This window comes from Faecalispora sporosphaeroides DSM 1294 (assembly GCA_000383295.1).
Taxonomy (GTDB): domain Bacteria; phylum Bacillota; class Clostridia; order Oscillospirales; family Acutalibacteraceae; genus Faecalispora; species Faecalispora sporosphaeroides.
Map to the genome: position 1 here is coordinate 437,876 of KB911066.1, position 14,126 is coordinate 452,001.

Annotated in this window: 15 protein-coding genes; 6 read left to right on the forward strand and 9 right to left on the reverse strand. The window is 56.5% G+C overall.

Annotated elements, in window-relative coordinates:
• Positions 1-15 precede the first annotated feature (15 nt).
• Positions 16-1,263 carry an imidazolonepropionase gene (gene hutI, locus G340_RS0102250; protein ID WP_020072030.1) on the forward strand — a complete coding sequence of 416 codons (1,248 nt, stop codon included), beginning with the start codon at positions 16-18 and terminating at the stop codon, positions 1,261-1,263.
• Between the two features lie 278 nt (positions 1,264-1,541).
• The gene (locus G340_RS17710; RefSeq protein ID WP_154653064.1) at positions 1,542-1,733 is read left to right on the forward strand and encodes a hypothetical protein; all 192 of its coding nucleotides are present in this window, start codon (positions 1,542-1,544) and stop codon (positions 1,731-1,733) included.
• Here the strand turns inward: G340_RS17710 and G340_RS0102255 are convergent.
• Entirely contained in the window at positions 1,691-2,644 is a 954-nt protein-coding gene (locus G340_RS0102255) for an agmatinase (RefSeq protein WP_020072031.1), read from the reverse strand. The genes G340_RS17710 and G340_RS0102255 overlap by 43 nt on opposite strands.
• A gap of 204 nt (positions 2,645-2,848) precedes the next feature.
• On the opposite strand from G340_RS0102255, the gene G340_RS0102260 reads away from it, so the two are divergent.
• Positions 2,849-3,280 (forward strand): Lrp/AsnC family transcriptional regulator, encoded by a 432-nt coding sequence (locus G340_RS0102260; RefSeq protein ID WP_020072032.1) that lies wholly within the window; start codon positions 2,849-2,851, stop codon positions 3,278-3,280.
• A 227-nt stretch (positions 3,281-3,507) separates the two neighbouring features.
• On the opposite strand, the gene G340_RS18345 is transcribed toward G340_RS0102260, so the two are convergent.
• The gene (locus G340_RS18345) at positions 3,508-4,056 is read right to left on the reverse strand and encodes a GGDEF domain-containing protein (RefSeq protein WP_326522298.1); all 549 of its coding nucleotides are present in this window, start codon (positions 4,054-4,056) and stop codon (positions 3,508-3,510) included.
• A complete protein-coding gene (locus G340_RS18350; protein WP_020665328.1) occupies positions 3,962-4,657 on the reverse strand; it encodes a hypothetical protein in 696 nt (231 codons plus the stop codon). Before G340_RS18350 ends, G340_RS18345 begins: the two co-directional genes overlap by 95 nt.
• A gap of 458 nt (positions 4,658-5,115) precedes the next feature.
• Between G340_RS18350 and G340_RS0102270 the strand changes: the two genes are divergently transcribed.
• Together G340_RS0102270 and G340_RS0102275 are read left to right on the forward strand one after the other, a co-directional pair.
• Positions 5,116-6,228 carry a M20/M25/M40 family metallo-hydrolase gene (locus G340_RS0102270; RefSeq protein ID WP_020072034.1) on the forward strand — a complete coding sequence of 371 codons (1,113 nt, stop codon included), beginning with the start codon at positions 5,116-5,118 and terminating at the stop codon, positions 6,226-6,228.
• A 13-nt stretch (positions 6,229-6,241) separates the two neighbouring features.
• Positions 6,242-6,862: a peptidase C39 gene (locus G340_RS0102275; protein ID WP_020072035.1), complete on the forward strand. Its 621-nt coding sequence runs from the start codon at positions 6,242-6,244 to the stop codon at positions 6,860-6,862.
• Between the two features lie 266 nt (positions 6,863-7,128).
• Here the strand turns inward: G340_RS0102275 and G340_RS0102280 are convergent, their stop codons facing one another.
• Positions 7,129-8,544, reverse strand: a complete 1,416-nt coding sequence (locus tag G340_RS0102280) for an MATE family efflux transporter (RefSeq protein WP_020072036.1) — start codon at positions 8,542-8,544, stop codon at positions 7,129-7,131.
• A 179-nt stretch (positions 8,545-8,723) separates the two neighbouring features.
• Between G340_RS0102280 and G340_RS0102285 the strand changes: the two genes are divergently transcribed.
• On the forward strand, positions 8,724-9,029 hold the full coding sequence (locus G340_RS0102285; RefSeq protein ID WP_020072037.1) for a hypothetical protein: 306 nt from the start codon (positions 8,724-8,726) through the stop codon (positions 9,027-9,029).
• A 138-nt stretch (positions 9,030-9,167) separates the two neighbouring features.
• Here the strand turns inward: G340_RS0102285 and purD are convergent, their stop codons facing one another.
• From purD to purM, 5 genes are all read right to left on the reverse strand, one after another.
• Positions 9,168-10,439, reverse strand: coding sequence for a phosphoribosylamine--glycine ligase (purD, locus tag G340_RS0102290; protein WP_020072038.1), 1,272 nt, complete (start codon positions 10,437-10,439; stop codon positions 9,168-9,170).
• Positions 10,440-10,544: 105 nt separating this feature from the next.
• Positions 10,545-11,717: a phosphoribosylaminoimidazolecarboxamide formyltransferase gene (locus G340_RS0102295; RefSeq protein WP_020072039.1), complete on the reverse strand. Its 1,173-nt coding sequence runs from the start codon at positions 11,715-11,717 to the stop codon at positions 10,545-10,547.
• 15 nt (positions 11,718-11,732) lie between these two features.
• Positions 11,733-12,443: an IMP cyclohydrolase gene (locus G340_RS0102300; protein WP_020072040.1), complete on the reverse strand. Its 711-nt coding sequence runs from the start codon at positions 12,441-12,443 to the stop codon at positions 11,733-11,735.
• On the reverse strand, positions 12,440-13,090 hold the full coding sequence (gene purN / locus G340_RS0102305; protein WP_020072041.1) for a phosphoribosylglycinamide formyltransferase: 651 nt from the start codon (positions 13,088-13,090) through the stop codon (positions 12,440-12,442). The genes G340_RS0102300 and purN overlap by 4 nt, the downstream gene beginning before the upstream one ends.
• On the reverse strand, positions 13,084-14,118 hold the full coding sequence (gene purM, locus G340_RS0102310) for a phosphoribosylformylglycinamidine cyclo-ligase (RefSeq protein WP_020072042.1): 1,035 nt from the start codon (positions 14,116-14,118) through the stop codon (positions 13,084-13,086). The genes purN and purM overlap by 7 nt, the downstream gene beginning before the upstream one ends.
• Between the last annotated feature and the right edge of the window lie 8 nt (positions 14,119-14,126).

Here is a 14,126-nt window from a genome sequence, read left to right on the forward strand (position 1 = left end):
GCGGAGGAACCGATCATGAGCAAAAAACTGATCTGCCATGCCGCAGAGCTGGTCACCTGCGCCGGGAAAGGGCCGAAGCACGGCAAAGACATGTCCGACATCGGGTTGATCCGGGACGGCGCGGTTCTGACCGACGGCGACAAGATCGTTGCTGTCGGCACGACCGAGCAGCTGAAACAGCAGTGCAGCGGAATCGACTGCGAGATCATCGATGCGACGGGCAAAACGGTTATGCCAGGATTCGTGGATTCTCACACGCACTTTGTGTTTGGCGGCTACCGCGCGGATGAATTCTCCTGGCGCCTGAAGGGCGACAGCTACATGTCCATTATGGAACGCGGCGGCGGAATTAACGCGACTGTTTCCCAAACCCGTGCGGCGTCGCTGGAAGAACTGGTGGAGGTGGGCCGCCACCGGCTCGACCGCATGCTGGAATTCGGTGTGACCACCGTGGAGGGAAAAAGCGGCTACGGGCTGGATAAGGAAACCGAATTAAAGCAGCTTCGCGCCATGAAGGAGCTCAACAGCACGCACTGTGTGGACGTTGTCTCCACCTTTATGGGCCCGCACAGCGTTCTGCCGGAATACAAGGGCCGCGAGCGCGATTTCATCGATTTTCTGCTCCATGAAGTGATGCCTGTGGTCAAAGAAGAGCACCTTGCTGAATTCGCGGATATTTTCACGGAAAAGAACGTGTTTTCCATTGAGGATTCCCGCTACTATATGACACAGGCAAAGAAGATGGGCTTTAAACTCAAGATTCATGCCGATGAAATCGTTCAGCTGGGCGGCGCGGAGCTGGCAGCCGAAATGGGCGCTATTTCTGCCGAGCATCTTCTGCAAAGCTCCGACAAGGGGATTGCCGACATGGCCAAGGCCGGCGTGATCTGCAATGTTCTGCCCTGCACGGCGTTCTGCCTGAAGGAGCCGTACGCAAACGCCCGCAAAATGATCGACGAGGGCGCGGCGGTTGCCCTAGGCAGCGACCTGAACCCCGGCAGCTGCTTTACCAACTCCATTCCCCTGATGATTGCACTCGCCTGCATTTACATGGGCCTGTCGATTGAAGAGACCATCACCGCCCTCACCATCAACGGTGCGGCCGCGGTGGACAGAGCCGACCGAATCGGCAGCATTGAGCCCGGCAAACAGGCGGATATCATTGTGCTGAAATACCCTTCGATTCATTTTCTGCCCTACCATACTGCCATTAACCTGGTCGAAACCGTCCTCAAAAACGGTGAGATCGTTCACAAACGGTAAACCCTCTCCTTACAGCAGAGGAAAATTCGGCGGAGCAGCAATCTGCCTGCCACTCCGCCGAACACTCCTCGCTCTTCAATTTTCCAATACGTTTATGCACAAACGGTGCATGACTTCTGCCCTAGGAGCAACATTTTCCCGGTTTTTTTGGCGGCCGGAATACCTGCCAAAGAACCGGAATCATGTTGCTCCTCCTCTTTTTTCGCAGCTTTCCGCACCCTCCGGGGCAGAACTCTCCCGGAGCAGCATACAATAAACCAACGAACAGGCATTACCAAATGGCAGATGGAAAGGAACGACTTCTTCAGAAACCGCTCAATTGGAAACGAAAGCAGGCAGCCCTGCTGGTCGGCGGGCTGCCTGCTTTCGTTGAGTTATTTTATGGTAATGATAAAAAGGAGGTGTACGCAAAATCATTGGGGCAAGGTCAGGCGTTTTGGCGCTGTTCCTTGATTTGGGCCTCGATCTGACCCATGGTGTGCAGCATCATCAGCGCGCCGAGGCGCACCGTAATTCCGGAGGGGTCAAACGAAGGAGCGATTTCTACCAAATCTGCCGCGACGATACGGCCCATTTTGGCCACTCCGGAGATAATGTCGCACACCTGGTCAAACAGCAGGCCGCCGGGATACGGCGACGCCACGCCGGGCGCAATCGACATATCGAAACCGTCAATGTCTACGGTAATATAATAATTTTTTGCCTTGGGAACTCTGGCCAGCACGCCCTCCACCCCTATTTGGTCGGCTTCACGCGATGAAATGAGAACGCTGCCGTACGCTTTCGCGTCGTCAAAGTCTGTTTTTTTGCTGCTGCCAATACCGCGCAGGCCAATCTGAATCATGGGGCCGATGTGCTTCATTTCAGACAGACGGCGCATCGGGCTGCCGTTGCCGTAGCGGAGCGGGCCGACGTGATCGTTCCAGTCGAGGTGCGCGTCGAACTGCACCACGCAGATTTCTTCGCCAAGCTCCTCCAGCGCATTGCCCACCGGCGCGCTGATCGAATGGTCGCCGCCGAGTACAATCGGCACCGCACCGCGTTTTAGAATGCCCCGCACGCCGTCCGAAATCGCGTCGAAGGTGTGCTGCGGGTCTGCCTGAAGAATATCTGCGTCGCCGCAGTCCACAATCTTTAAAGGAGCGGCCAGGCGCTGGCAGTCATGCTCAAAATCGTAATAACCGGCTTCCCCGCGGCTATACTGGGTAGAAGCCTCTCGAATGCGGCGGGGCCCAAGGCGCGCGCCGCTCATATACCCTACTGCAAAGTCAACAGGCGCGCCTAAAACAGCAATATCGGCGTCTAGCTGCTCCAGATCGGTACAGATGGGATATTTGCCAAATGAGCATATGCCGGTAATTGGAAGATTTAAGCGCTGCATGAAAGTTCCTCCTGTCATAATTGTATCAACAAATGATTTTTCACGGCCCCTTGCGGGCCTCTTTGAATGTGTATTTATTATAGCACCCGGCCCGGGAATCTGTACAGCGAACTTGTTTTGTGGTATAATCCATTTGCTTACGATTGTTCGGCAAAGTGCCGCTTATGCTTTACAAAAATGTTTTGAGCGAGAAGGAGCCGTTCCATGGATCAGACGGATATCAGGATTATGAATATTCTGCAGCAGGACTGCAAGACCCCGATGCGCGAGATCGGGCGTCGGGTGGGCCTGACCGCGCCTGCCGTTTCGGAACGGATTGCCCAGCTGCGCGATTGCGGCGCGATTCGCGCCTTTCGGGCCAAGCTGGATTTTGCGGCGGCCGGTAAAAAGCTGGCGGCCTATATCATGATCAACGTACCGCCGGACACCTACGGGCGCTTCTGCGCCTTTGCCGAGGAGAACCCGGTCATTACGGAGCATCACCATATTATTGGACCGTACAACGCTCTTTTGAAAATCCATGTCGCCGATTCCGAGGAGCTGGAAAGCCAGCTTTCAGAAATCCGCTCCTTCGGCATGTCGCAGACCGCAGTGGTGCTCAAAACCTATTTTGACCAAAAGCCGCTGCCGGAGTGACGCTGTTCGTATTTGCCGACCCGCCGCCAGCCTTCTTTCTGCCGTATGCCGCCCGGGTTTTGAAAAGAATTTGAAAAAGCATCCCGTGTCCCGGGATACGGTGAAGGCGCCAATATACACCTGTAAAAAAAACAGGCAAAACCGCGCACAAAGGGAGCCATGGAGCATCCAGTTGCCCCATGGCTCTTTCTTACACCGTTCTTTTTTACCGGGACGCAGCCGATACGTCAGTCTTTATGCTGGTGCTGCCCATCGTTCTTCTGCTTGTTCAGATACATCAGCCGGTCGATTCGAGTCAGGAAGGAGGAAGCCGTCAAGCCCTCTTTCCGGTCAAAGCAGTCACAGCCGATCGTTAAGCCGATCTTGTAGGGGACGATATTCCGGCGATTAAACATCTCAATATTCTCGCGAAGCCTTTCCAGGATTTCTTTCAGCTCGCAGGGCTCCTGAATCTCCATCACCACCACAAACTCGTCGCCGCCGTAACGCGAGATGAAATCCTGTCGGCGGAACGTCTGCCGCAAAATCCGGGATACGTTCCGCAGCGCCTGATCCCCGCTGTCGTGCCCGTACTCGTCGTTGATCTTTTTAAAGGAATCCAAATCGATCATCAGGCCGGCCAGCAGGCGGTTATCTCTGGTTTTGACCTTCACGGAGAGGTAATGGTCGAGATACCGGCGGTTATAGAGCCCCGTTAAATAATCGGTTCTCAGTTGGTCGTTCTGAACATTGATGTACAGCATCAATATGGAAAGCGTGGTGCAGGTCCAGATCAAAACGCCCCTCGGCATAAAGAGCTGAACCGCCGCGCCAACGGTTGGAAAAAGCCCGAACAGAAAAAAGGCTGAAGAACTCCTTGAAGTTCAACCGCTTTCGGTTGAGAAACAGCAGCACGCTGGTGGCAAAAACATAAATCAGACAGAGAATCATTAAAATGACGATGTATTTGCCGCGGTGGTACGTATTATATTCGTCGAGGAAAAAATAGATATTCCTGAAAACACTGACAACGGACAGCACGAGATTGAGTCCCACCGGGATCAGCAAAAGACACATGTAGCTGCGTATGCGCTTTCGGCTTCCAAAAATATAGAAATCCACATACAGGTACCAAAGCAGGCAGATCACCGGGTTGAGGGCGTTATAAACCACCATCGTGCCATAAGACAGGATGCGGAACACACGTCCCGGTCTGCCGTCGATCATCCACATCAGCGTGTCCAGAAGAAGCATTGCGGCAACAGCACAGATGATCGACAAAAAAAGCCGCTGATCCGGAAAATACTGGTGATCCTGACGGCGTACATTCCGAAAAACAAAAAACAATATGATTAAAGCGTAGCAGTTCATCTCAATAAATTGAACAATCAGGTTCACTGTAACGACGGCTCCTTCCGGATATTTTCCTCCGAGTCCTCCCCTAAGATCGTTCGGGACGCGAAAAATCGGCGGGCGGTATCCTCACGGTTCATTTTGATAATAACAGCTAAATTCCGGCAATGCAAATAGTGAAACCTATTTTTGTGATTATTTTTCACTAGAAGGGCAGCCCTCATTCTCTTTTTCAGCCTTACGGTGCAAAGCGCGCAGACCGGGGAATCTCGCTTTCTCGATTTCGCGGTGCGACCCCACAGATTTGCATCCAATCATATAAAATTTCAGGTTGACAAATTCCTTACTTCGCACTATGATTTAAAACATACATGATATATATGAATTTTAAACCGGGGCGATTCCTCTGCCGAGCGGGAGAGAACCAGGCGGGCGGCTTTGGCCGCGGGCAGATCATTCATCACACAGCGATCCATTTGAGGAGCAGAATACGAGGTGCAACCATGCTGACAAATAAAGAACGGTTAATCGAGCAATTCACCAAACTGATTGCCATTGACAGCCCCACCCTTGGGGAACGACAGATGGCCGACTACCTGAAGGGCGAGCTCACCGCACTGGGCCTTACGGTGCAGGAGGACGACGCGGGAGAACGGCTGGGCGGAACCAGCGGGAATCTGTATGGATTTTTAGAGGGGGACAGCGACCAACCGCCGCTTTTGCTGTGCTCGCACATGGATACGGTGGAGCCGTCGCACGGGAAACGCGCCATACTGAAGGACGGCGTTCTGTACAGCGACGGGCGCACCGTTCTGGGCGCGGACGACTGCTCGGGAATCGCCGCGATTCTGGAAACGCTGCGCGTGATTCGGGAGAAAAAGCAGATTCACCGCCCGGTGGAGGTACTGTTTACAGTCGCGGAGGAAATTTACTGCAAGGGTGCGGAGCAGTTCGATTTTTCACGGGTGCGCTCCAAAGAAGCCTATATTCTCGATTATTCCGGCCCCGCGGGAACAGCGGCCTGTCAGGCCCCGACGATCCTGTCCTTCACCGCCGTGGTTCACGGCCTGTCGTCACACGCAGGCTTTGCCCCGCACAAGGGCATACACGCCGTTCAGGCCGCGGCCAGTGCGACAGCCGCCCTGAAGCTGGGGCAGATCGACCCGAATACGACGCTGAACATCGGTACGATCCAGGGCGGAAAGGGGAACAACATCATCCCCGACCTGTGCACGGTTACCGGCGAAATCCGCAGCTATTCCCACGAAACGGCGCTTTCTCTGGCAGAGAAGGTACATAAGCAGTTTGAAACCTCCGCGGCGGCATTCGGCGCCACGGTGGAATTTGAGAAAAAGCTCGGCTGCCGGGCCTACCAAACACCGAAGGATCACCCCGTAACAGAGCGGTTCCGGCGGGCCTGCCGCGAGTTGAACCTGCCCGGAACGCTGGAGAAAACCTTTGGCGGCAGCGACAACAACGTATTTGCCCAAAACGGCATTGCGGGGCTTGTCGTATCAAGCGCGATGTACCGGTGCCATTCGCTCGGGGAATACGCCCCCGTGGAAGAAATCGTTCAGCTGGCCGAGCTGACCCGGCTGCTGATTACTCTGGAATGATTGAGAGAGGCTTATGAAAAACCCGCTGAATTACCAAACAACCGAATACGACTGCGGCCCCACCACACTGCTCAACGCGATCAGCTATCTGTTCCGGCGGGAGGAAATCCCGCCGGACATCATCAAGCACATTATGCTTTACTGCCTCGACTCCTACAACGGAAAGGGAGAGTTCGGGAAGAACGGAACGTCGCGCATGGCGATGATGTTTTTGAGCGACTGGCTGAACCAGTTCGGCAAGGTAAAAAAATTCCCTATCCACTGTGAATACCTCACGGGACGGGATGTGTGCGTGCACCAGAACAGCAAAATCGTCTCTGCCTTACAGCAGGGCGGCGCAGCGGTGGTGCGGCTGCGCTATGGCTACTGGCACTACGTGCTTTTGACCGCCGCCGATGAAGAAAGCATTTACCTGTTCGACCCGTATTACCGAAAAAAGCCGTTCCAGCAGCAGGGAGCCGAGATTATTTTGGACATGCCCCTGAGCAGAAACCGCCGGGTTTCCTATGCGCTTTTGAACAGCTCCGGCCGGGGACTGTATGCGCTCGGCCCTAACGAAACAAGAGAAGCCATTCTGCTGTTCAACACGGAAACGCAGAAAACGCCTGCGAACACCATCGAGTATTTTATCTGACGAAGCCTGTTTCAAGAGGGAGCGAAAGCGGGGCTTGCCGGCTTGTGGAAGAAGCAGCCGGCGCAATAGAAGGCGCATGTCTGCCGTACGCAGCTGAACTTTACAACACTTTGCCGACAATTTGGCGGGAGCGAAACTGTGCTCCCGCTTTTTTGCGTGATTTCGGGTGTACAGGCTCCACCAAGGGGTCTCTGTGCAAAAAATGGGCAAAAAAGCCTTGGTTTCGCGTCGCGAAACAAGGCTCATTGACAGCAAGCTCGGATTTTTTAATGCTCCCGCGCGTCCGCGGCCAGCCGTACCGGCGCGGCGGAGGAGGATAGCGGCATGGTGCGGATGCAGGCGCGGTACACACAGCGGAACAGCAGCAGGCTTGCCGCCAGCGAAAAAATCTCCGCAATCGGGAAAGCGTACCAGACCGCGTTCAGCGAAAGATGGGCCAGCAGATGCGCCGCAGGCAGCAGCACGATCATCTGGCGCAGCAGAGAAATGGCAAGGCTGTAAACGCCCTTGCCCAGCGCCTGAAATACCGTGCTGAACGTGATGCCCACCGCGGCAGGCACAAAGCAAAGGCTGATAATCTGCAGCGCCGGAACACCGATCTGCACCATTTCAGGGGACGCCTCAAAAATCAGGAGCAGAGGCCCGGGTATCACCCAGAACAGGAGAACGCCAGCCGCCATGATCAGCGCGCTGACCACAAGGCCGATGCGGATGGCCTGCACCATTCTCGGCTGCTTTTTCGCGCCGTAGTTGTACCCCAGAATCGGCATCATGCCCTGCATCAAGCCGAACACCGGCATAAAGACGAACGACTGCAGCTTAAAGTAAATACCGAACAGCGCCACCGCCGTATCGGTAAAGCGAACCAGAATCAGATTCATGCCCATTACCATCACCGACGCGATCGACTGCATGATGATGGTGGGGATGCCGACCGCATAAATTTCGCGGACAATTTTGAAATCCGGGCGGAAGCCGCGGAAATTAACTTCGATCTCGTGCTTTTTCTTCATCAGAACGGTCAATGATACACACATGGCGATGCACTGGGCCAGCACGTTGGCGATCGCCGCGCCGGGCACGCCCATGGCGGGAACGCCGAACCAGCCGAAGATGAAGATCGGGTCCAGAATCAAGCTGGTGAGGGCGCCGATCAGCTGAAAGACCATCGGGTAGATCATATTGCCGGTCGCCTGCAGCGTCTTTTCCACGTTGATTTCCACGAACACGCCGAACGAGAAGATGCAGATGATCTGAACGAACCGAGTGCCGTCCTCAATAACGGTCGGGTCTGTGGAGAAGCCCTCGATGAATCGGCGGGCAAAAAACAGACCGAACAGCGCAAACAGCGCCCAGTTGACAAGGCCGAGCAGCAAACCGTGGGTTGCGGCGCTGTTGGCCTCCTTTTTGCGGCGCTCCCCCAGCCGGCGCGAAACCAGCGAGTTTATGCCGACACCGGTGCCGACGCCAAAGGCTACCAGCAGGGACTGGATCGGGAACGCCAGTGAAACCGCCGTCAAGGCCTCCTGACTGATTTTAGCGACAAAAAAGCTGTCTACAATATTGTAAAGGGCCTGCACCATCATCGAGAACATCGCGGGCACAGCCATGCCCGCAATCAGCCCGCCGACCGGCGCGGTTCCCATCTTATTTTCTTTGATTTCTGTTTTGATTGTTTCCATGTGTTCACTCCTGAAATACGTTATCATGTTTTTTTGATCCGGTTGGGCCTGAACAAGCAAATTTTCCCCCTTGTTTTCTTCCCGCAGGGAAAGCGGCGGAAGGGATTTTTTCTTTACTTCTGGGCCTGTCTATGCTATAATTTTAGTTCACAAAGTATGAATGATGGGAGGTTATCAGTTTGAGTAACGAAAACGAAAAAGAGAATACCACGAAGTTTCCCACCTACCGCGGAAAGCCCCTGGTGCGCTGCGGCGACGTGATTTACTATGGAAGCATGAAAGACAAATACGTGGTAAAATTGGAAATTAAGAGCAAAAAACGCGTGCTGGATATGGACGTTGCCGACAAGGTCGGCATTCAGTTAATGTATACCAACCCCGACATTCGCGCCCGCAAGCAAATTGTAAAATCCAGTGAAAAGGAAGGGCTGTACCTGGCCATGGACATTGCCGACGCCTGGCTGCAAAGAGCTCTTTCCGAATAACGCAATTCGGATCGCTTTGGTCAATATTGAGAAGCCACCCGTTTCTCACACGTTTGAAACCGCCGGGAATGCTCCCGGCGGCTTTTTGTTTGCATCTTTTTTGGGGGAAGGCTGAACAGCCCACCCCCGCTTTGTTTGTCAGACCTTCTGAATTTTCCCGATATCGCGGCGATAGTGAGCGCCCTCGAAATGGATGCCGGAAACCGCACGATACGCTTTTTCCAGCGCTTGTTCCAGCGTTTCCCCCGTGGCGGTCACGCCGAGCACACGCCCGCCGTTTGTGACGAACTCCTCGCCGTGCAGCGCGGTGCCGGCGTGATACACCGTGGCCCCCGGCACCTGCCCGTCTTTGGAAAGGCCGCTGATCGCAATGCCTTTTTTATACTGCGCGGGGTAACCTCCCGAGGCCATCACCACGCAGGCCGCCGCCTGCGGCGACCACTGAATCTCCTGCTCCTCCAGACGCCCGTCGATGACGGCCTCCATAATGTCGAGCAGGTCGCTTTCTAGGCGCGGCAGAACCACCTGGGTTTCGGGGTCGCCGAAGCGGGCGTTATATTCGATCACACGAGGGCCCTTCGGGGTAAGCATCAGCCCGAAATACAGGCAGCCCTTAAACGGCCTGCCCTCGGCGTTCATGGCATGGATGGTGGGAAGAAAAATGGTTTCCATGCACACGCGCGCCGTTTCGTCGTCGTAAAACGGGTTGGGACTGATGGTACCCATGCCGCCGGTATTCGCGCCCTCGTCGTTGTCGAGCGCGCGCTTGTGATCCTTGGAGGACACCATGGGGCGCACGCACTTGCCGTCGGTAAACGCCAGCACAGAAACCTCCGGCCCGGTGAGGAACTCCTCGAGCACAATGCGGCTGCCGGATTCGCCGAAGATTTTATCCTCCATCATCGCGCGAACCGCCTGCTCCGCCTGTGCGTAATCCTGCGCGATCACGACTCCCTTGCCGAGCGCAAGGCCGTCGGCCTTGATGACGACCGGGTAGCTGTTCTCACGGCGGATTTCCGCGAGCGCCGCTTCCGGCTCGGTAAACACCTGGTACCCCGCCGTGGGGATATTGTATTTTTTCATCAGATTTTTGGAAAACACCTTGCTCGCTTCAATCTGCGCCGCAGCCTTGTGCGGGCCGAATACGCGGATGCCCTCGGCCTCCAGCGCGTCCACCATTCCGGCGGCCAGCGGATCGTCGGGCGCTACGACAACCAGATCGACCCCGTTGCTCTTTGCAAACGCCACCACGCCGGGAATGTCCGCCGCCTTGATGTCTACGCATTCCGCGTCTCGGGCGATGCCGCCGTTGCCGGGCGCACACCAGAGCTTCGTCAGCCGGGGACTTTCTTTCAGCTTGCGCACCAGTGCATGCTCGCGGCCGCCGCTGCCGATTACCAGTACCTTCATATTTTCACACACTCCTGTTGTAAACTCATACGGATTCCCGATCCTCTATGCGGAAGAGATTTTCTCCCCCGCCTTCCTGCTTCTCGCAGATCAGTACCGGGTTAATTAGTGGTGGAACAAACGCAGACCGGTAAATACCATGGCAATGCCGTACTTGTTGCAGGTATCGATCACATGGTCGTCGCGGATGGAGCCGCCGGGCTGTGCAATAAATGAAACGCCGCTGCGGTGGGCGCGCTCAATGTTGTCCCCAAACGGGAAAAACGCGTCAGAGCCCAGCGAAACGCCGGTGATGCCCGAAAGATAGCGGCGTTTTTCCTCGCGGCTGAGCGGCGCGGGGCATTCGGTAAAGAACTGCTGCCAGACGCCGTCCGCCAGTACCTCTTCCGCGTCGTCGGAAAGGTACACGTCGATGGTGTTGTCGCGGTCGGGGCGGCGGATATCCGCACGGAAGGGCAGGCTGAGTACCTGCGGATGCTGGCGCAGATGCCACAAATCCGCCTTATTGCCCGCAAGGCGGGTGCAGTGGATGCGGGACTGCTGCCCGGCTCCCACACCAATGGCTTGTCCGTCCTTTGCGTAGCAGACGGAATTGGACTGCGTATATTTCAGCGTGATCAGCGCCACCAGAAGATCACGTTTCGCTTCTGCGGAGAATGTTTTGCTGTCGGTGACGAAATTGGTCAGCAGGCTCTCGTCGATCACCGCGCTGTTGCGGCCCTGCTCAAAGGTGATCCCGAACACATCCTTATGCTCTACGGGGGCAGGAACGTACTCCGGATCGATCCGAACCACGCTGTAAGAGCCCTTGCGCTTTGCCCTCAGAATTTCGAGCGCTTCAGCCGAATAGCCGGGCGCAATAATGCCGTCGGACACCTCGCGGGAAATCAGGCGGGCGGTCTGCGCGTCGCATTCGTCGGAGAGCGCAATCCAGTCGCCATAGGAGGACATGCGGTCCGCCCCGCGGGCCCTGGCATAGGCGCACGCCAGCGGGGAGAGCTCGAGATCGTCGACAAAGCAGCTCCTTTGCAGCTTGGGCGACATCGGCACGCCCACCGCCGCACCGGCGGGGCTGACATGCTTAAACGATGCGGCGGCGGGCAGTCCCGTTGCCGCTTTCAGCTCTTTTACCAGCTGCCAGCTGTTCAGCGCGTCCAGAAAATTGATATAGCCGGGCTTGCCGTTCAGCACCGTGACCGGCAGCTCGCCGCCGTCCTGACGAAAAATCCGCGACGGCTTCTGGTTGGGGTTGCAGCCGTATTTCAGCATCAGTTCCATCCTCTGTTCCTCCCCTTACTGATTCTTATTGATGATCTGGGTTTCCGTTTCGCCGGTTGAAAGGCGAATGCGGCGGGTAAACAGCGAAACCCGGTTTTCCGTGTTCAGGGAATCCCAGATCAGCCGGGTAAACTCCTCCAGCTCCTGCGGAACGCTGACGCAGACCGGCTCCCCCTCAAAGGAGGGAAGCGGGCTGCCGTCGCAGCGGTAAGTATGGATCAGGTGCCCCTGCCCCGGCACCGGCGTTTCGTACTCGAAAAACATGCGCTGCACCGAGGAGGGGTTGCCGCCGGCGCTTTTCAAAATCGAAAGGCGGTAGGCAAAGTCGGTGCCCGCGTTCATCCAGCCGGAAACGCGGGGGGTAAAGTTCGGCTCGTCCGGCTCAAAGGTGCGGCTTCTCAGCGCATCCTCAAACGTTTCGCCGCGGCGCAGAAAATCGCGCACCGTATCGGTCTGGTCGCCGTTTGTCACAATCACCTCGGTGCCGACCACGCGCACCGGCGCATAGATGATCAGCGACGGATCGGACAGCTTTGAGGGGTCGAACGCCTGTGTGCGCAGCCCGTCGCCCTCCCGCACAAACACACGGTTGCGGCTGTTTTCGCTGCGCCCCATAATGAAATAGGCGATCAGCGCATACGCGCCATCCGGAGATTTTCCGAACAAAATTCCGCGCCCGGGGTACCCGTTGCCCGCCAGAGCCTGTTCAATCGTTTTGGTTGTCATTCGGCTTCCTCCCGTTGTTCCTTATTGATTTGCAGCACGCGGTTCCCGGCGACAGAAAGCCGGCCCTCGCAGAACAGAGACACCGCGCGGGGCAGTATCTTCCACTCGGCCTCTTCCATCACTCGCTTCTGCAGCGTTTCCGGCGTGTCGTCGTCGCGAATCTCCACCGCCTGCTGCAGGATGATCGGCCCGCCGTCGCACACCTCGTTGACAAAATGGACGGTTGCGCCCGTCACACGCACCCCGCGCAAAAGCGCGGCGCGGTGCACCGCGAGGCCAAAATACCCCTCCCCGCAGAAGGAAGGGATCAAAGACGGATGAATATTCATCATCCGGTTGCGGTAGCGTGCAATCACCGCATCCCCGATGATCGTCATGAACCCGGCCAGCACCACCAAACCGGCCTCACAGCGCTCCAGAAGCGACAAAAGTGCATGGTCGTAGGCAGTTTGGCTGTCGAATTCTTTGCGGCGCAGAACCTCGCAGGGGATGCCTGCCTGCGCAGCACGGGTCAGAGCGTATGCATCCGGTCTGCTGGAAATGACGCACGAAAGCCGCCCGCCGGAGAGTTCTCCCCGGCGTTCGGCATCGATCAGAGCCTGCAGGTTGGTTCCCCCGCCGGAAACCAGCACCACAATATTCAGCATAGAACAACGCCCTCCGTGCCCTGCTCCACCCGGCCGATTACGGACACGCGTTCGCCCGATTCCCGCAGCAGCGCGGCGGCCTTGTCCGCTTCGTCCGGAGACACCACAAGACACATGCCGATTCCCATATTGAAGGTATTGTACATATCATGCTCCGGAATATTGCCAACGGACTGCAGCAGGTGGAAAATCGGCAGAGAAGGCAGAGCGGCCTTTTCCAGCTTCGCGGTCAGGCCCTCCTTCATCATGCGCGGCACATTCTCGTAGAAGCCGCCGCCTGTAATGTGAGAAACCGCCTTCACATTGCATTGCTTCATCAGATTCAGAACAGACTTAACATAAATCCGGGTTGGGGTCAAAAGCTCCTCGCCCAGCGTTTTGCCCAGCTCGTCCACATGGCGGCCGATGTTGCCGGAATCCAGGCGGAACACCTTGCGCACCAGCGAAAAGCCGTTGGAATGCACGCCGGAGGAAGCAAGGCCCAAAATCACATCGCCCGGCTGCATCTGTGAGCCGTCGATGATCTTGGAGCGGTCTACCATGCCCACGCAGAAGCCCGCCAGATCGTACTCGTCCTCGGGGTAAAAGCCGGGCATTTCCGCCGTTTCGCCGCCCACCAGAGCGCAGCCGGACTGCACGCAGCCCTCCGCCACGCCGGCGACGATCTTCTCGATTTTTTCCGGGTGATTTTTGCCCACCGCGAGGTAATCCAGAAAAAACAGCGGCTGTGCGCCGCCGCAGATCACGTCGTTGACGCACATGGCCACGCAGTCGATGCCGATGGTGTCGTGCTGATCCATCAGAAAGGCAAGGCGCAGCTTTGTGCCCACGCCGTCGGTACCCGAAACCAGAACCGGCTCCTGCATGCCCGAAAGATCGGGACGAAACAAACCGCCGAAGCCGCCCAGGCCAGACAAAACCCCGGGCGTCGTCGTTCTGGCCACGTGGCTTTTCATGAGCTCCACCGCACGGTACCCGGCGGTAACATCTACCCCCGCCGCTTTATAGCTTTCGCTGAAACTTTTCATACCCTTCC

Excerpts from the sequence above, each read along its gene's own strand:
- hutI (WP_020072030.1), top strand. The coding sequence starts at position 16 with ATGAGCAAAAAACTGATCTGCCATGCCGCAGAGCTGGTCACCTGCGCC.
- G340_RS17710 (WP_154653064.1), top strand. The coding sequence starts at position 1,542 with ATGGCAGATGGAAAGGAACGACTTCTTCAGAAACCGCTCAATTGGAAA.
- G340_RS0102255 (WP_020072031.1), bottom strand. The coding sequence starts at position 2,644 with ATGCAGCGCTTAAATCTTCCAATTACCGGCATATGCTCATTTGGCAAA.
- G340_RS0102260 (WP_020072032.1), top strand. The coding sequence starts at position 2,849 with ATGGATCAGACGGATATCAGGATTATGAATATTCTGCAGCAGGACTGC.
- G340_RS0102270 (WP_020072034.1), top strand. The coding sequence starts at position 5,116 with ATGCTGACAAATAAAGAACGGTTAATCGAGCAATTCACCAAACTGATT.
- G340_RS0102275 (WP_020072035.1), top strand. The coding sequence starts at position 6,242 with ATGAAAAACCCGCTGAATTACCAAACAACCGAATACGACTGCGGCCCC.
- G340_RS0102280 (WP_020072036.1), bottom strand. The coding sequence starts at position 8,544 with ATGGAAACAATCAAAACAGAAATCAAAGAAAATAAGATGGGAACCGCG.
- purD (WP_020072038.1), bottom strand. The coding sequence starts at position 10,439 with ATGAAGGTACTGGTAATCGGCAGCGGCGGCCGCGAGCATGCACTGGTG.
- G340_RS0102295 (WP_020072039.1), bottom strand. The coding sequence starts at position 11,717 with ATGGAACTGATGCTGAAATACGGCTGCAACCCCAACCAGAAGCCGTCG.
- G340_RS0102300 (WP_020072040.1), bottom strand. The coding sequence starts at position 12,443 with ATGACAACCAAAACGATTGAACAGGCTCTGGCGGGCAACGGGTACCCC.
- purN (WP_020072041.1), bottom strand. The coding sequence starts at position 13,090 with ATGCTGAATATTGTGGTGCTGGTTTCCGGCGGGGGAACCAACCTGCAG.
- purM (WP_020072042.1), bottom strand. The coding sequence starts at position 14,118 with ATGAAAAGTTTCAGCGAAAGCTATAAAGCGGCGGGGGTAGATGTTACC.